At 59.9% G+C, this 16,979-nt stretch carries 16 protein-coding genes; 11 read left to right on the forward strand and 5 right to left on the reverse strand.

Features of this window, described 5'->3' with window-relative positions; genetic code table 11:
• Positions 1 to 52: 52 nt before the first annotated feature.
• On the forward strand, positions 53 to 280 hold the full coding sequence (locus tag AOA60_RS13575) for a hypothetical protein (RefSeq protein WP_099584861.1): 228 nt from the start codon (positions 53 to 55) through the stop codon (positions 278 to 280).
• Between the two features lie 155 nt (positions 281 to 435).
• Positions 436 to 1,347, forward strand: coding sequence for a hypothetical protein (locus tag AOA60_RS13580; RefSeq protein WP_256592830.1), 912 nt, complete (start codon positions 436 to 438; stop codon positions 1,345 to 1,347).
• Between the two features lie 56 nt (positions 1,348 to 1,403).
• Here the strand turns inward: AOA60_RS13580 and AOA60_RS13585 are convergent, their stop codons facing one another.
• A complete protein-coding gene (locus AOA60_RS13585) occupies positions 1,404 to 2,555 on the reverse strand; it encodes an MFS transporter (protein WP_099584862.1) in 1,152 nt (383 codons plus the stop codon).
• Positions 2,556 to 2,729: 174 nt separating this feature from the next.
• Between AOA60_RS13585 and AOA60_RS13590 the strand changes: the two genes are divergently transcribed.
• From AOA60_RS13590 to AOA60_RS13610, 5 genes are all read left to right on the forward strand, one after another.
• Positions 2,730 to 3,716, forward strand: coding sequence for a diaminopimelate epimerase (locus AOA60_RS13590; protein ID WP_099584863.1), 987 nt, complete (start codon positions 2,730 to 2,732; stop codon positions 3,714 to 3,716).
• A 301-nt stretch (positions 3,717 to 4,017) separates the two neighbouring features.
• Positions 4,018 to 6,036 carry a type VI secretion system tip protein VgrG gene (locus AOA60_RS13595; protein WP_099584864.1) on the forward strand — a complete coding sequence of 673 codons (2,019 nt, stop codon included), beginning with the start codon at positions 4,018 to 4,020 and terminating at the stop codon, positions 6,034 to 6,036.
• Positions 6,036 to 6,872 carry a DUF4123 domain-containing protein gene (locus AOA60_RS13600; protein WP_099584865.1) on the forward strand — a complete coding sequence of 279 codons (837 nt, stop codon included), beginning with the start codon at positions 6,036 to 6,038 and terminating at the stop codon, positions 6,870 to 6,872. Before AOA60_RS13595 ends, AOA60_RS13600 begins: the two co-directional genes overlap by 1 nt.
• Positions 6,865 to 7,647 carry a hypothetical protein gene (locus AOA60_RS13605; RefSeq protein ID WP_178075356.1) on the forward strand — a complete coding sequence of 261 codons (783 nt, stop codon included), beginning with the start codon at positions 6,865 to 6,867 and terminating at the stop codon, positions 7,645 to 7,647. The genes AOA60_RS13600 and AOA60_RS13605 overlap by 8 nt, the downstream gene beginning before the upstream one ends.
• A 12-nt stretch (positions 7,648 to 7,659) precedes the next feature.
• The gene (locus AOA60_RS13610) at positions 7,660 to 9,810 is read left to right on the forward strand and encodes a lipase family protein (protein WP_099584866.1); all 2,151 of its coding nucleotides are present in this window, start codon (positions 7,660 to 7,662) and stop codon (positions 9,808 to 9,810) included.
• Positions 9,811 to 9,819: 9 nt separating this feature from the next.
• Here AOA60_RS13610 and codA read toward each other — a convergent pair whose 3' ends face one another.
• The 4 genes from codA to AOA60_RS13630 all read right to left on the reverse strand — a co-directional run bounded on the left by codA (position 9,820) and on the right by AOA60_RS13630 (position 14,201).
• Positions 9,820 to 11,055, reverse strand: a complete 1,236-nt coding sequence (gene codA / locus AOA60_RS13615) for a cytosine deaminase (protein WP_099584867.1) — start codon at positions 11,053 to 11,055, stop codon at positions 9,820 to 9,822.
• An 84-nt stretch (positions 11,056 to 11,139) separates the two neighbouring features.
• Positions 11,140 to 12,432, reverse strand: a complete 1,293-nt coding sequence (gene codB / locus AOA60_RS13620) for a cytosine permease (RefSeq protein ID WP_099584868.1) — start codon at positions 12,430 to 12,432, stop codon at positions 11,140 to 11,142.
• Positions 12,433 to 12,688: 256 nt separating this feature from the next.
• On the reverse strand, positions 12,689 to 13,045 hold the full coding sequence (gene queD / locus AOA60_RS13625) for a 6-carboxytetrahydropterin synthase QueD (protein ID WP_017736453.1): 357 nt from the start codon (positions 13,043 to 13,045) through the stop codon (positions 12,689 to 12,691).
• A gap of 76 nt (positions 13,046 to 13,121) precedes the next feature.
• The gene (locus AOA60_RS13630) at positions 13,122 to 14,201 is read right to left on the reverse strand and encodes a hypothetical protein (protein ID WP_099584869.1); all 1,080 of its coding nucleotides are present in this window, start codon (positions 14,199 to 14,201) and stop codon (positions 13,122 to 13,124) included.
• A 158-nt stretch (positions 14,202 to 14,359) separates the two neighbouring features.
• Here AOA60_RS13630 and AOA60_RS13635 point away from each other — a divergent pair, with 158 nt between their 5' ends.
• Genes AOA60_RS13635 through AOA60_RS13650 form a run of 4 tightly spaced genes read left to right on the forward strand, consistent with a single transcriptional unit; the run spans position 14,360 to position 16,957 of the window.
• Positions 14,360 to 14,662, forward strand: a complete 303-nt coding sequence (locus tag AOA60_RS13635; protein ID WP_099584870.1) for a PepSY domain-containing protein — start codon at positions 14,360 to 14,362, stop codon at positions 14,660 to 14,662.
• On the forward strand, positions 14,662 to 14,973 hold the full coding sequence (locus AOA60_RS13640; protein WP_099584871.1) for a PepSY domain-containing protein: 312 nt from the start codon (positions 14,662 to 14,664) through the stop codon (positions 14,971 to 14,973). Before AOA60_RS13635 ends, AOA60_RS13640 begins: the two co-directional genes overlap by 1 nt.
• A complete protein-coding gene (locus tag AOA60_RS13645) occupies positions 14,973 to 15,641 on the forward strand; it encodes a response regulator transcription factor (protein ID WP_099584872.1) in 669 nt (222 codons plus the stop codon). Before AOA60_RS13640 ends, AOA60_RS13645 begins: the two co-directional genes overlap by 1 nt.
• Positions 15,638 to 16,957: a sensor histidine kinase gene (locus AOA60_RS13650; RefSeq protein WP_099584873.1), complete on the forward strand. Its 1,320-nt coding sequence runs from the start codon at positions 15,638 to 15,640 to the stop codon at positions 16,955 to 16,957. Before AOA60_RS13645 ends, AOA60_RS13650 begins: the two co-directional genes overlap by 4 nt.
• Positions 16,958 to 16,979 lie beyond the last annotated feature (22 nt).

A 16,979-nucleotide genomic window follows, 5' to 3' on the forward strand; every position in this document is an offset into this window, starting at 1 on the left:
TCCGCCACTGGCTATCGGCGGGTGCCTTTATCTACCGGATAAGGTCTTGACCATGAATTCGCCATCATTTGAACCCCGCCACGCCCAGTACAACGCTGCGACGCTGGTCATGCCACCCCCGCAGGTCAATCTCACGTCGTCGCCCAAGAGCAGCTTCAAGGCACCTACCGCCGAGGATTTCGACAAGGGCGCTCGAACGGTGGCAGAAGAACAGGCGTCCAGTTCGCCGTGCTCACTCTTCCCGAGTATCTGGAGCAAGCTCAAGCTGCCCAAGCGTTAAGTATGCCGGGGTGATGCGAGTCGGTCCCTGGGCGGGCAGATGGTTACAGTTAGTCGAATTTTGCTCGGCCTTTCGGAGGAACCACTGATGCATGAACGCCACTCAGCCTGTGTCAGTGCTTAGGCGATGGAGTCAACATTTAGTGGAGAAGAACCATGATTAGCAGGGTTAATGATTTATTACGTACAGTACCGAAAGCCGCTGATGCGCTACCGGGAGGCGGGGGGCATGCTCGATTTTCGGTAGATTCGCGTGCGCTGGGCAAGCCACTCCCCGTTGCACAGCCTTATTCCGATCGATTCGCCAACGGTGCCGCCCGGCATTTTGACGGTCAGAACATGTACGGTGGCATGTCGAAAGTCGGGAATCCTTACGTCAGTTCGGACGACCACCTGCTGGCGACCGACTTGAGTAACAATCTGAAGTTGCCAGTACTGGATGCATTCAAGGAAGACGGGCACCTGACCCAGCAATCGATGCACAAGATCGCGAGCGAGGACCCGAGCACCAGCGCGGTCCCCGAGCGCGTCATCATGCTGTTTCGGGAGACAGTCAACCGCCCGCGTTTGAACCAGGCGGTGCTTGGAAAGGATCGACACCTCACCGCTGAAAGTCTGTCCAAGGCCTCTGGTTCATTGGTTGGCAATACCAACCCCAACACCCAGAGCGCAGATCCGTACCATGCGAAAACCGATCTGCAGCTGGTCCAGGCATTCAGAGCCATGTTTGATGACATACGCGATATGTCGGAAGACTACAGTTTCTTTTTTGAGAAGCACCGCTATGTAAAAAAAGACACGATTATCGAGATGAGCAAGGACCCTGACGAAACGGATAAAAATGGTCAGACCGTGCGGGATCCGGCGACCGGGTTCCCGAAGAAAAAATACAGCGAGAACCAGGTGTATATCACCAAGAATTTGGTTGAGCGAGGCTTGCTCGACTCGTTGGACAGTAACAAGGCGAACGGCACCAATATTTTTGGCAGCCATAACCATGACGGCTGGATCAAGAACTACAGCGTTGACCGCTGGATGGAAAACGAGAAAAAAGAAAAAGGCCTCTGAACGCGCTTCCTGAGGGAGCTTCTTGAGCGACTCAAGAAGCTCATGCTCTATTTCATTTATACCCGCAGTATTTTTCCGCTGATTGCCACGGCCACCAGCAATCCACCGATCAACAGGAAGGCGCTTGCCAGGCTGCTGCCGTGAGCAATGAAGCCGATCATGGCGGGCCCGGCCAGAATACCGGCATACCCCAGCGTGGTAATGGCGGGTACAGCGATATGCTCCGGCATGAGGGTCTGCTTGCCGACGGCGGTGTAGAGCACCGGGACGATATTTGAACAGCCGGCCCCCACCAGCGCGTAACCCAGCAAAGCCATCTCCCAGGCGGGCGACAATGTGGCGAGAAAGACCCCGGCGGCTGCCAGGGAACCCCCCGCCACAATCACCCGCGTAGCGCCCAGGCGCCGTACGATGGCATCGCCAGTCAGGCGTCCCGCGGTCATGGTCAAAGCAAAGGCGGCGTAACCCAGGCCGGCGTAGGCTTCATCCAACCCGCGCTCGGCGCTGAGGAACACCGCGCTCCAGTCGAGTACCGCCCCCTCGGCCAGAAAAACGATAAAGCACAGGCAGCCGATAAACAGCACCACGCCGTGGGGAATCGCAAACGCCGGGCCCGAACTTTCACTGCCGTAGGGCAGCAAGTGCGGCGCGGCCTTGAGCAGCGCCACCGCCATGATGACGATCACTACCAGCGTTGCTTGCAGAGGCGACAGGCCCAACCCCAGTAACCCGGCAACCCCCGCAGCCCCAACGATGCCGCCCAGGCTGAACAGACCATGAAAGCCCGACATCATGGTTTTGCCACTCGCGCGCTCAACAATGACGGCTTGCAGGTTCACCGTGGAGTCCACCGTGCCCAGTCCCGCGCCAAACAGAAACAACCCGGCGATCAGCAACGGAATCGAGCTGACCGTGGCAAGTATCGGCAAGGCCAGGCAGATCATGACCGTGCCGGCGCTCAGTACACGTCGGCAACCGTAGCGTGATGCCAACGCACCCGCAGCCGGCATCGCGATGATCGACCCCACCCCCAGGCATAACAACAGCAGACCCAGCGTGCCATCACTCAACGCCGCACGCGCTTTGGCATAGGGCACCAGCGGCGCCCAGGCTGCAATACCGAAGCCGGCAATGAAAAAAGCGATACGGGTCGACATTTGTTCCAGTCGCCCGGGAACCACGGGCGCTGAGGTGGGGATGGCAGTCATGAAGAATCCTTGGTTTTGCGTTCAACGAACGATGTCCGGCGCGACATCCTTGCACATCAGGCCTTGGGGATCGAGCCGGGTTCCCACAAACGCTTTGTTGTGTAATACGCTGCTGTTCCAGTGTGTAGGCAATCGAACGGACTAAACGATGAAGATTTTAAGGCAGGCGGCGCCATGACCCGGTTCTATGATGCACGGGGCAATATTTATGGCGTAGTCAGCCCTGCGTTTTTACGCGGCCGGGGTATCGAGCTGCCCGATAGCGCCGCGCAGGCCGCGTGTGCTCGCGAGCATTGGGCGTCCCTGGCGATAACGTCGGAGTGCGACTGGGGTTCGACGCCGCGTCCAGCCAATGCGAAAGCCCACCGATGTGATGGCTTGCTGGTTGGCCCTTTCCAGGCCGAGCCGCCGTTTGACCTGTTGATCGTCAACACCGACGGCTCGTTGGCCGAACGCAGTGGCAACGGGCTGACGATTTTTGCCCAGGCACTCACGGACCAGGGCCTGATGACCCAGGCCTGTGAATTGCGCGTGCATCATGACAAACCTGATGCGGGGTCGCCGGTAGCAACGCGGGTCGAGCCAGCCGTCCATGAGCACCGCCAGGGCTTCTGGCTGGCATTGGGTTTGCCCGGTTTCGGGCCGTCGGCGGTGGGCGCGCACGGCGTCGAGCAGGCGTTGCTCGGCGGTACTGAACTGAGCCACGTAACAGCGTTGGCGGCGATTGACTCGCAGTGGACCCACAGCCAGTTTGTGCGCGTGGGCAATCCCCATTGCGTGACGTTGGTCGAGCACGTGTCGGCCTTGCCGGACAACCTGCTGATGCAGCAGCCCGCGCTGTTCGAACAACTGCAGGCAATAGCCTTTGCGCCCCCGGCAGGCAGTGGTCGGCCCTGTTTGGCGGGGGTCAATTTGCAGTGGGCGGCCCGGCAGTCCGGCAATCGGATTATTGCCCGGGTGTTCGAACGGGGAGAGGGCCCCACGGCGTCCTCCGGCACCAGCGCCAGTGCTGTGGCATGTGCGGCGTGGCGAGCGGGTTGGGTCGAAGGTGGTGAAGTGGCGGTGGTGATGCCGGGTGGCACTGCGCCAGTGCGTTTGCAGACGCAGGCTGAAACGCTACTGAGCGTCAGCCTTTTTGGGACTGCATCGCCTCAGGCATAAACCTGTTTGAACGGCTGAAGCCCTGAGTGGTTGTCAGCCGTTTCGCTATCTATTAGTTATTTAACTGCAAGTTGTTGTAGGGGATTTCTTTTTTAATTAAGTGGTCTAGGGCCTCGATTCTTTGTTTCCTAAAAGACACTTCTAGCTTTGCCGTACGAAACTTCTTTTTTACTTTAACAGGGCCGATTTTTTTCCTGGGATCGCTAAGCTTTGCGGTGTTCAGGCGCTTTTTATCGGCATTTATTCAGTGTTCAGCCGGATAAAAATTCAGATTGGCAATAACATTGGCGGGTAACAAAGGATGGTTGACGCGTTTGTTTCTTCACGTTTCAAGTTGATATTTCCCTGTATGAATACAGACTTCCAGGTACTTGAATTCAAAGGCCAGGAGTTTCTCGACCAACCGTATTTCATCCAGATAAAGGGCGTCAGCGAAGACCCCGACCTTGACCTGGAGTCGTTGCTTCATCAACCCGCCTACCTGGATTTCGGTGAAGCCAGCGAAGGCCTGCACGGGCAGGTTTACGCGATCGGCCGGCGGGATCCGGGTCGAAGACTCACCTGCTACCACCTGACGCTGGCACCGCGTCTTGCCTACCTTGCCCACCGGCGCGACCAGCGGATTTTCCAGCAGCGCAGCGTTCCCCAGATCATCGCCACAGTCCTTGAACAACACGGCATTTTGGCCGACAGCCATGTCTTTGAGCTGGGCCCGGTGGTGTACCCGCCGCGCACGTTCTGTGTGCAATACGCGGAAACCGATCTGCAGTTCGTCCAGCGGCTGTGCGAAGAGGAGGGCATTCATTACCACTTCCGTCACAGCGCAGACGCGCATGTGCTGGTGTTTGGCGATGACCAGACTGCGTTTCGCCGCTTGCCCGCGCAGCGTTATTCCCCAGCTGGCGGACCGAAGGCTGACACTCGGGTTATCCAGCGTTTCGATGTGCGGCTTCGTACCCGCAGTGGGCAAACGGTGCGGCGTGATCATGATTTCGAGCATCCGTCCCTGCGCCTGCAGGCCGCTGCGGGTTCCACAGCAGAACAATCCCTTGAAGACTACCGCTATCCCGCCGGGTTCAGTGGCCATGAACGGGGTTTGCGCCTGGCTCGCAGAGGCTTGGAACGCCATCAGCGCGACCGTTATCGTGCGTCGGGCAAAAGCGACCAACCGGCGCTGTGCAGTGGGCACTTTCTTGAGTTGCGTGACCATCCAGATCCGCTTTGCAACGATTTGTGGTTGATTACCTCGGTCCGTCATGAGGGCTATCAGCCGCAGGTGCTGGAGGAGGCAGTAGGTGAGGACGGCACCTTCCAGGGGTATCGCAACCGCTTCACGGCGACACCGTGGAGGGCGACGCATCGACCGCCCCTCAAACACCCCAAGCCGACCATCAACGGCACCCAGACCGCAACGGTGACCGGGCCTGCCGGTGAGGAGGTGCATTGCGATGCGTACGGCCGGGTGAAAGTGCGGTTTCACTGGGACCGGCTGGACAAGACCGACGACAAAAGCAGTGGTTGGGTACGGGTGGCGTCGGCTTGGGCCGGTGACGGGTTTGGCACCACGATGCTCCCACGGGTGGGCATGGAAGTACTGGTGACGTTTCTGGAAGGTGACCCGGACCAGCCGTTGGTCCACGGTTGCCTGCCCAATGCGTTGCACATGCCGACCTATCCCTTGCCGCAACACAAGACCCGCAGTGTCTTGCGCAGCCGCAGTACCCTGGGCGGCGGCGGTTCCAACGAGTTGCACGTTGAAGACCGTCGTGGCGAGGAACTTATTTACGTCCGCGCTCAACGGGATCTTGAGCAGCAGGTGGGGCATGACGCTCACTTGGAAGTCGCGGGTGAGCGGCGGGAAATCATTCGGGGGTTAAGCACGGTTCACCTGGAAAGCGAAGAGCATCGTCACGTTACGGGTGATCGCAAGGTGGTACTTAAAGCCAGCGATCACTTGGATGTGCAGGGCGATAGCCAGACGTATGTCGGGCAAACCCTGGTGATTGAAGCCGGGCAACAGGTGCATCTCAAGGCCGGTGTCAGCCTGGTGATCGACGCAGGTGCGCAACTGAGCTTCAAAGCCGGAGGAGAGCACCTGGTTATCCAGGCGGGCGGCATTTTCGCCAGCCGGCCCATCACCTTGGGTGGCACTCCGTCCGCCATTCGTTCGGCGAAGTCTGCATCGGTTGTCGAGCGTCCGAAAGTCTCCGTTGTCCAGGGCGCCATCATGCACTTGGCCAGGGAACTGGGCGCGGACTTCTGTGCGGTGTGCGAGTGCTGCCGAGAAGGGCTGTGCAATGTCAGTGAGAGGGCGGCCTGATGGACACTCTTCCAAGCCAATGGATGAGCCAACAACTGCAGGCAGGGCGCAGGTTGTGCTTGATACTTGAAGGCGAGAACGCAGCCCGCCAGCCGATGTTGGCAGCGCGGGGGTTACTCGAGTATTGCAGTCTCTACGCACAAACCCCGCTGGCGGAAATCGCCACGGCGGGCCCCTTGATCCTGTTGCTGGATCAGGTCGGCGAGCCTGCGCTGCTGGATCTTCTTCAAAACCCCGAGACGAATTGGGGCTGGTTGGGCAGTTTGCCAGCCGTGGACCTGACGGGCGTGACGCAACATTGGCGCGACCGGCTGCTGGTCGGGCCGCAAGGTAACCAGGCGCTGTACCGCTTTCACGACAATCGTACGCTGGCGCGGGCGCTGAACCACCTGAGCAGTGAGCAGTGGCCAGCATTCCTTGGCCCGCTGATCAGTGTGTGCTACTGGCATGAAGGCCGCTGGCACTGTGGGAACAACCCGTTACCCGGTGACTATTCGGTGCCTGATCCAGCGCCTTGGCTGAGCATACCCAACCCAAATGCCCACGCCATTTTGCACGCCAATATCTTGCGTTATCTGCTGGCTGAGCACAGTGAAAGCCTGGCGGCGCTGGTCGAATTCCAAGACCCCAGAGTCTGGTTGACCCAGGTGCTGGAACAAGCTCGCGCTTGGCAATGGCGCAGGCCTGAACAACTTGAGTTTCTGGTGGTGCGACGGTTGGAAGAGGCCACTCGCGACAGTGGTATTCGTTGGCAGCCAACCGCTGGAGAACCCCCCGAAGATCATTTCCAACGGGTGTTGCAGCAGTGGCACCGGATGGAGAAAGCAGATGACTAGACGCATCTTGGGGGTGTCGCTTGCGCTGGGAATGGCGGGGCTGTGGGGGTGCGCGGCAAAGCCGGTCGATAGCTTTACGCTGCAGGTGGATTTGCCGCCGCAATTTGAACTTAAAACAGCTGCCAATTACGGGCCCGCGACGGGTGAGGCCTGCACGTTGCCAAGGCGCCGAGGCAAGCGGCCGGAGCGCAAGGTCTTTTTTACAGACTACAAAGCAGCGGCCAGTCGGGTGAGTTATCAATTGCCGCTGAATGAAACAGTGGGCGGGTGCCCGCTGGTGTTGCGTGGCGTGGAGTTTGATTTTTATGCGAAATGGGGGACACGGGATGGGGATGTTGGGGGGGATATTGCGGGAATTTCCATTCGCGATAGCTTAGCGGGAGAAATACCGAGGATGCCTGAGTCTGGGATTCAGGAGTTGTTGTGGCAATGTCAGTGGTTGTTTCGGACCGTGGGGCCGATACATGCATTGAGGAAGGTTCTGAGCTGTAATTCGTTGGGCGCTAGTGGGCAATCGCGCACAACCCACGCTGGCGGAGGTTTTTCGCGAGATGAATTGAGACGGAAAAGTATATTGATAAAGCTGGGCCTGACTAACGAAGAAAGACCTTACATGGGTGACAACTGGGTTCGTTTTCCTAAAGGCTGGAAACGTTGCCGAGGGGCGAGTCTGGAGGACCAGTACGCGTTCTGCATGGGTAACACTACGGATTTCAAACCTTTCAAAATGCCCGATGGGCGCATATGCGACATATACCCGACTTGTACTGAATAAGGATATCCAGACATGACGATGGAACAATGGAAGCAACCCTTTTTTAATGAAAAAATGCCTGCCTGTGCGTTGCGTGATGGCATGTTGAGTTTTTGCCTGGTAGATGAATCAGGCGAAGGGAAAGCCTATGGAGGGCTTAAATATGAAGTTTTTGACAGTGCGGGGCAGCCGTACAAAGGACATCTGAACGGTGACGGTTTCGCCCGTGTAGACGGGCACTGCCGTGGTCCTGTCGTGCTGGTTTTCGATGCTGAATTCGAGACGAAGGGCACCTTTTATTCGACATTGCAGGCGCGAGAAAAATATCCATTACCTATCACCGAACTCCAAGTCAGAGCTGAGCAAACGCAATTTTCAGATCCCACTGGCAAGCGAACCGGGCTTAGTCACTCCCGTCAGAATGGCGATCAGTTTTACCAGGTTGAAGTGAGTGACTTCGTTCGTCACATTGCTCATCTTCCGCCCGTGGCACCTTCACCTCATCGCCCCCAACGCCACGCCCTGAAAATGATGGCAGACCTAAGCTTCGGTCCTCCCCAGCCGACCTTGTTCGGGGTCGTACTATTCCCCAACAACCACACCGTTCTTGAAGTCCGCCCGCTTCGAGCCCTGCGCCCGATGTTGTCAACGCAGGATGATTTCTGCGCCTTGAACCTATACCAGTTGGCGTTATTTGCATCACTGAGCTATTGCAGCTTCGGTCAGGTGCCGCCGGAGAAACCCCAGGATGAAGTGCGTTTTCCGCTGGATCCCAGTGTCGGGAATCTGTTTGCCGAACAGCTCGCTGGGCATCAGGAAGCGTGGCGAGTTGATCCTGAGCAAACACAGCGTTTCTACCCACTCTATGAGGAAGTCCCGTACTCCCGGCGCTTCGAAATCCTGCCGTTCGACCCTGCGTTGTACCCCCAGAATCGCCCGGAACTGGGCGATCAACAGGAACACCCCGCGCGCTCGCATTTCTTCGATGACGAAAAAGACGGCACTGATACCCAAGCGTTCATCACTCACCACGATGAGGTCATCCTGATAGCGGTGCGTGGGACTGCCAGTGCCGCAGATGGATTGCGCGATGCCAACGCCCACCAGGTGCATTTCGCGGAGGGGGTTGGCAAAGCGCACGATGGTTTCTATCAGGCGTACCGAGCAGTACGTAAGTTCGTATTGCGCTACCTCGATCAGTTTCACACCGGCCAGCGCATTGTGATGTGTGGCCACAGCCTGGGCGGCGCGATTGCGTTGCTTCTGGCTGAAGGCTTACGACGAATTCCCGATGCAAACTACAACATCCTCCTCTATACCTACGGCGCGCCCCGTGCCGCCGACTCCGCGTTCACCGCTGGCGCTTCCACGCTGGTCCACCACCGCATCGTCAACCACAACGACCCCGTCCCCAGCGTCCCGGCACCCTGGATGAACACCACCGCGAAACTCTGGATTCCCGGTGCCGTTACGCTATTCAGCGCGCCCACGGCGGGTGGCCTTTTGTTCGCCGCAGGTCTGGTACGCATTGGCGGCAACCCTTACCAGCATCATGGCGAGCAGCAACACTTCATGCCGATCATGCTCCCCGATGGCACGCACTCGTCGGTACTCTGGAAACCCGGCTGTGAGTCCATCGAAGAGGCAGGCCGCAATCGAGCGTTGCAAGTGCAGGGTGATATGCCCGACCGCGAAGGTTTGATCAGACAGTTGGTGCAATACAAGCAGCACTTCATGACCGCCAGCTACATACCTGCCGCCTGGGCGACGTTGCGGCGCTGGCAACAAGCGGTGGACAGCAACGGCCCTCTGGTGACCCAGCGCGAATTCGACCTGCTCGACCATGCCCTGGCGACCATGCGCAAACAACTGCAAGACAAGCGGCGTGAATTGACTCGACATCGCCCAGCCAACGACCGGACCTATGCATATCACGAGCCCTTGAACGCCGAGATCGACCGCCTGAACAGCAGTCGCGAACGCCTGCAAACCCTGCGCTGGCGGCGTCTTGAGGCCCGCGATATCTACGGGAGCCATGCCCATTCCGTCACGTTGCAACCTTGCCTCAAGCGCTGGTTCCGCCATCGTGAAAATCAGACGCGGACTCAGATCGCCAGTATCCCTCCCGCCACGCAGAGCGAGTTGGGGAGGGCGCAACCGCTGGATATCGACTCAATCCAGTGACCCGCTCGCTTACACAAACTCTACCTGTGCCGGCTGACGCTTCATCAATACCTTGCCGTTACGAATCGAGTACAGCGGCAGGCCCTGGCTGCGAATCACTTCGTAGTCGCTGTCCGCTGAAAGGATCAACAGGTTGGCCGGGCGTCCAGGCTCCAGTCCGTAGCGATCACCCAGGGCCATGGCCTTGGCGCTGTTGTCGGTCACCAAATCGAGGGCGCTTTGCAGGTTGCGGTAGCCGAGCATGTGGCAGATGTGCAAACCGGCTTCCAGCACCCGCAGGATATTGCCGTTGCCCAGCGGGTACCAGGGGTCGACGATGGAGTCCTGGCCGAAGCACACGTTCATGCCGGCTTCGAGCAGTTCGTTGACCCGCGTGACGCCCCGGCGTTTCGGGAAGCTGTCGAAGCGGCCTTGCAGGTGGATACTTTCGGTCGGGCATGAGACGAAGCTGATACCGGAGTGCCCCAGCAGGCGAAAGAGCTTGGCGCAGTAAGCATTGTCGTAGGAACCCATGGCCGTGGTGTGGCTGGCGGTGACGCGGGCACCCATGTCGCGGCTGCGGGCTTCTTCGGCCAGCACTTCGAGAAAGCGCGAATGGGGGTCGTCGGTTTCGTCGCAATGCACATCGACCAGGCAACCCGTGCGTTCGGCCAGGTCCATCAGGAACTTCACCGAACTCACGCCTTGGTCGCGGGTGTATTCAAAGTGGGGAATGCCGCCGATCACGTCTGCGCCTAGGCGGATGGCTTCTTCCATCAGCTCGCGGCCGTTACGGTAGGACTCGATGCCCTCCTGGGGAAAGGCGACGATTTGCAGGTCGATCAGGTGCATGCTTTCTTCGCGCACTTGCAGCATGGCCTTGAGCGCCGTGAGGTCCGGGTCGGTGACGTCGACATGGGTGCGTACGTGCTGGATGCCGTGGGCGGCGAGGGCCTGGATGGTTTTCTTGGCGCGGGTCCTGGTGTCTTGCTCGGTGATGGTGGCCTTGCGTTCGCCCCAGCACTCGATGCCTTCGAACAGCGTGCCGCTCATGTTCCAGCGGGGTTCGCCGGCGGTAAGGGTGGCGTCAAGGTGGATATGGGGTTCGACGAAGGGGGGGATCACCAGGTTGGCAGCGGCATCCAGGTCACCGGCCGTCAGTACGGGCGGCGTCGCTTGTGGGGTGATGCTGGCGATCCGGCCGTTTTCCAGGTGCAGATCATGCAGGCCTTCACGGTCGCGCAGGCGGGCGTTGATGATGTGCATGGGCAAGTTCCTCTTGGCTAAAAACAATCAGGCAGACAGTCGCCAGATCATCAGGGCGATGCCGATGTTCAGACGGCCATCAGGTTACCATTCTCGTGAAATTCGGGTTCCAGGGTCAGCGTCAGCCAGGGGCACCCGCACGCGCAGTACGGCGCTCAGTGCGATGTAGGTGAGCGATGCCGCAGCGATCCCCACCAACGGCGCGACCCATGGCGAGTTGAATGCCAGCACGGTACCCACTGCATACGCCACCAGCCCCGGCCAGTTGAACGCCGGCAGGCGTGCGTCGGACAAGCGAGGGTAGTGGCCGCGATAGCGGTAGAAGAAGTCCGCCATGATGACGCCACCAATCGGCGGGATCACCGTGCCCAGCAGGATCAGGTACGGCACCAGCATGTCGTACATGCCGAGCAGCGCCAGCAGAGTGCCGATCACCGCGCCGGCCAGGGTGACGGTTTTGCGGCGTTTGGTGCGCAAGAGATTGCAGCCGGCCACGGCGAAGTTATAGATAGTGTTGTCCTGGGTGCTCCAGATATTGAGCAGCAGCATCGCCATCGCCGCCATGGCAAAGCCTTGCAGCAACAAGACTTCCACCACATCAGGTTGCTGATAGACGATGGCGCCATAGGCTCCTATCAGCACCATCAGGCCATTGCCGATAAAGAAACCGATCAGGCTGGCCAGCACCGCCACCCTGGCCGAGCGGGAAAACCGCGTCCAGTTGGTGGCCTGGGTTGCGCCGCTGACAAAGGTGCCGAACACCAGGGTAATAGCCGTGGACAAGTCCAGTTCAGCGCTCGGCACTACCGCCAGCAACCCATCCAGCCCGCCGACTTTCATCGTGGCGACCCACATCGACAAAAACAGCAACAAGCCCATGGCCGGCACTGCGATGTAGGACAAAATCTCCAGCCCGCGATAGCCCACGTAGGCCGTGGCGCAAAACACCAGCCCGAACAGCACCATCAAGGCCAGCACGCTGCCCTGGCTCAGCTCGAAATATTTACCCAGCACCACGGCCGCCGTGGCTGTTCCCCAGGCGTACCAGCCGATTTGGGTGAAGCCGAGGATCAAGTCACTGAGCTTGCTACCCACTTCGCCAAAGCAGAAGCGCCCCATCAGCACCGAGTTCAGACCACTCTTGAAAGCGATGTAGCCCAGGGCTGCGGCGTAAATACCCAGCAGCAGGTTACCCAACGCCACTACCCCGAGCATCTCAGTGAAACTGAACGCCACCCCCAACTTGCCGCCGGCAAACATGGTTGCGGTAAAAAACGTAAAGCCCAGCAGCACCATGGCGGTCGATGCCAGGCCCTTGCGCGCATGCATGGGGACTTCGCTTAAGGGGTAATCGTTGCCCGGTTCTCGCTGCGTCATGTGCCTTGCTCCCTGAATGAGTGACGAGGCCTGTTGCACCGCGCGTGCCAAATCAGTCGCAGTGACCGGCGTTCGGTACGGTGCACAATCTTTATAGCCAAACAGGGAGCCAACGCAGAAGGACGTGTTCGAGTTGCCCGGTCGGGCACGAAAGCGGTGCGGGGGTGATACAAATTGGATCAGTGGATTCGCCACCACGGTTGGTGCGCAGCCACAAAAAAACCACCGCCAAGGGTGGTTTTTTCACAACGCCGGCTTACTCGCCGCGATAGATGCAGCCGCTGGTGCAGGTCTCATGGATGCGGATCGCGCTGAGTTCCGGCAAAAGCGGTTTCAGTTCAGTCCAGATCCACTTGGCCAGCACTTCGCTGGTTGGGTTTTCCAGGCCTGGGATGTCATTGAGGTAGTTGTGGTCGAGGCGTTCGTAGAGCGGCTTGAAAATCGCCTTGATCTCCGAGAAGTCGCGAATCCAGCCGGTATGGGGATCCAGGTCGCCGCTCAGGTGGATCGCCACCTTGAACGAATGCCCATGCAGGCGCCCGCATTTGTGGCCATCCGGCACGTGCGGCAGGCGGTGGGCGGACTCGAAGGTAAACTCTTTGAAGATTTCCACAGTATTTTCAGCTCGGTCAGGTATCTGGCAGGCGGCGAGTTTAACAGCTTGATCACGCGCCGCGCATACCGCTGGGTCAAAGCGCCTGCAAGCGCTCGCCCAAGCCACCGTTATCCGCCAGTTGCAGAAACTCATCCCCCAGCCGCTGGCTTTCGCTCATCGCGGTTTGCCAGTATTTATTGCGGCTTTTGTCGTCGCCCAAAAAGCGCTTGAAGTCGCTGCGGTCCGGCAGTTTGCCGTGGGGCAGGCGGGCCAGGTAGTCCCTGGATGGCGCCAGCAGCAACACGTCCTGCAAACCCTGTTGATTGCTGCGCCGCCATGGCAGGCCTTTGTCGAACCAGCCGGGGATCACCCGATCGGTGAAGTGCGGGTACAGCACGATGTCCTCGCCGTGGTAGGGCAAGTCGAGGTGGTAGTCCAGCAGGCCACCGTCGCGGTAGGTGCCGGCGCCTGCGCCGGGCAGGTCGCGCACGCCTTGCATCACCATGGGGATCGAACCCGAGGCAAGCAACGCCTGGCGCAGGTTGCCTGCATCCAGCTCAAGAAACCTCGACGGAAAATCCTTCAGCGGATGCACCGGTGGCAACTGGCGCGGGTCATGGATGATCAATCGCTCGAAGTGCCGCGACAACCGTGCGCGGCCACGCAGGTTATCGGCAATCACCGACGACAGGCCGAGGCCCAGGCGTCCGCGATGGTCATCGGCGAGCAGGCCGTGGCTTTTGACTACCATGATGTTCAGCCGATAGTCGGGGTTGTCCAGCACCCGCGCATCGCGGCCGGCCAGCAGGTCGTCGAGCATGCGCTGGCAGCTCTGGGTGACCTCGGCCATGGTCACGCCTTTGGCAAAGCGTTGTTCGTTGTACAGGCGGCCGAGGTCCAGCAGGCCTTGCACCGGGTCGGGCAGGCAAGCGCTGGCAAAGCGCCAGGAGCCGATGGACGCACCGATCAGCGCCCGTTCCCGTGGTGCCCGAGGCAGCCAGTCGCCGAACAGCGCCAGGTCCAGGCCCTGGATGCCCAACGCCTTGGGACCGCCGGCCGCACCGGGAAGGATGCCGACATCGACAGGCTCAAGGCCTTGTTCGCGGATGCGGGTGAGGGCGCGTTTGCCGGCCTTGAGGGTCAGCGCGGGAAACTTGATGTGGATGGCTGTCATACCGGTCTCTGTTGAAGCGAGGGGGCAGTATAGGAAATCTCGCAAGCTGTGGGAAAACCGCTGTCCGCGCAATTGCCATGGTGGCAATTCAGTTTCAGTTAAGTTGCAGCAGATACCGTGGCCGGCGTAGGAATAACATCGTGTAACGGAGACTTATCATGAAACGCCTCACTGCTCTGGTCGCCGCCGCTATCATCGCCTCCACGGCGACCCAGGCCGGAGCCGTGGACCCCGACAAGCCACTGACCGTGCCGGCCACTGTTACAATTGTCGCCTTTGACCAACTGGAAGCCACTGCGCTGGCCCTGCACCCCGGTTCGACGCTGCTGGACACCGATCTGGACGAAGCGTACGGCAAGTATGTCTACGAGGTCGAACTGGAAGATCGCAACGGTATTGAATGGGACGTTGAATTGGACGCGCTCACCGGGCAGGTTCTCAAGAATCATCAGGATACGTAATGAAGGTAAATTTACGCACCGGCAGTCGCGTGGCGTTGGTGTTGGTGGTGTTCTGCTCGGGCTTGCAGGCCCGAGACCTCAACCAGGATGAAGCCCTCGCGCTGCGCCAGCAGGGCGTGATCCTGCCGCTGGAGCAACTGTTGCAGCAGGCCATGGCACGGTATCCCGGCTCCCGTTTGCTGGAGGCGGAGCTTGAGAAAAAACACGGCCAATATGCCTATGAAGTGGAGCTGGTGACCACCGAAGGTGTGGTGCGTGAGATTAAACTCGACGCCACCAACGGTGTACTGATCAAAGACGAGGAAGACTGATGCGCCTGCTTCTGGTGGAAGACAACGTACCCCTGGCCGATGAACTGCTGGCCGGCCTGCAGCGCCAGGGCTATGCCGTCGACTGGCTGGCCGATGGGCGCGACGCCGCGTATCAGGGGCGCAGCGAACCCTATGATCTGATCATCCTCGACCTCGGCCTGCCCGGTCTGCCCGGCCTTGAGGTGTTGGCGCAATGGCGTGCGGCCGCATTGGCCACTCCGGTGCTGGTCCTTACCGCCCGCGACTCGTGGGCCGAGCGGATCGAAGGGCTCAAGGCCGGTGCCGACGACTACCTGAGCAAACCTTTTCACCCTGAAGAGCTGCACCTGCGCATCCAAGCGCTGTTGCGCCGTTCCCACGGCCAGGCCAACCAGCCCACCTTGCAAGCCGCCGGCCTGCACTTGGACGAAGGCCGTCAATGCGTACTGCGCGACGGTGACGAGATCCAACTGACCGCCGCCGAGTTCCGCCTGTTGCGCTACTTCATGCTGCACCCCGAACAGATCCTGTCCAAAAGCCACCTGGCCGAGCACTTGTATGACGGCGAGACCGAGCGCGACTCCAATGTGCTGGAAGTCCACGTCAACCACCTGCGCCGCAAACTGGGCCGCGCCGTGATCGAAACCCGGCGTGGCCAGGGTTACCGCTTTGGCGCCAGCCCTGCATGAAGTCGATTCAGCGCCGCCTCAGCCTGGGCCTGATCAGTGTGATGGTGATTGTCGGCCTGGTGCTGGCACAAACCAGCCTGTGGTTATTCGAAGCTGGCTTGCAGCGCTATCTGGAAGCAGGGTTGCGCAACGACGCTGAAAACCTGTTGGTGGCCCTGGTGCGCGGGCCCAACGGCGTGCAGTTGGATGAGCAGCGCCTGTCGCCGGCCTATCAGCGGCCGTTTTCCGGGCATTATTTCCGGATTGATTTCGCCGACACTCATTGGCGCTCCCGTTCGCTGTGGGACCAGGAGTTGCCCCAACTGCCCGAAGCCGGGATCAAGGGCAACCTGCAACTGGGCCCGGAAGGCCAGCAATTGCTGGTGTTGCGTTCGGACTACAAACGCTTTGGCCAGTCGATCTCAATCAGCGTGGCCCAGGACTACACGCCAGTGCGGGAAAGCTTCCGGTTGATGCGTCAGATCGGCCTGGTGCTGGGGTTGGCGGCGTTGCTGCTGGTGTTGGTCCTGCAACGGGTCACTGTGCGCCGTGCCTTGCGCCCGCTGGAAACTGCGCGCAATCAAATCGCCCAGTTGCAACAGGGCCAGCGCTCGCAACTCGACACCCAGGTGCCGCTGGAACTGGAGCCGCTGGTAGCGCAGATCAACCACTTGCTGGCCCACACCGAAGACAGCCTCAAGCGCTCACGCAATGCCCTCGGCAACCTCGGGCATGCCCTTAAAACACCACTGGCCGTGTTGCTGAGCGCGGCGTCGAGCGAGGCGCTCAAGGATCATCCCGAGCTGAGCAAACTGCTGCGCAACCAGTTGGAACAGGTGCAACAACGCCTTAATCGTGAGCTCAACCGCGCACGCCTGGCCGGCGAAACCCTGCCGGGTGCCTTGTTCGACTGTGAAAAAGAACTGCCCGGTTTGCTGGCCACCCTGAACATGGTCCATGGCGAGCATCTGGACCTCAGCTACCACGCCGCCCCCGGCCTGCAATTGCCCTGGGACCGGGAAGACCTGCTGGAACTGCTCGGCAACCTGCTGGATAACGCCTGCAAATGGGCGGATGCCGATGTGCGGCTGACGATCAGTGAAACCGCCCGCAGCTACCTGCTGGCGGTTGAAGACGACGGCCCCGGCATCCCCGAAACCCAGCGCGACCAGGTATTCAGCCGTGGCACGCGCCTGGATGAGCAGATCGACGGCCATGGTTTGGGGCTGGGGATCGTGCGGGATATCGTCGAGGTGTGGGGCGGGGTACTGCAATTGCAGGAAAGCGAACTGGGCGGTCTCAAGGTGCTGATCGAATTACCACACCGCCAGATCTGACCGCCCGTATCTACGGCTGATT

This window comes from Pseudomonas sp. 2822-17 (assembly GCF_002742485.1).
GTDB classification, from domain to species: Bacteria; Pseudomonadota; Gammaproteobacteria; order Pseudomonadales; family Pseudomonadaceae; genus Aquipseudomonas; species Aquipseudomonas cyclaminis.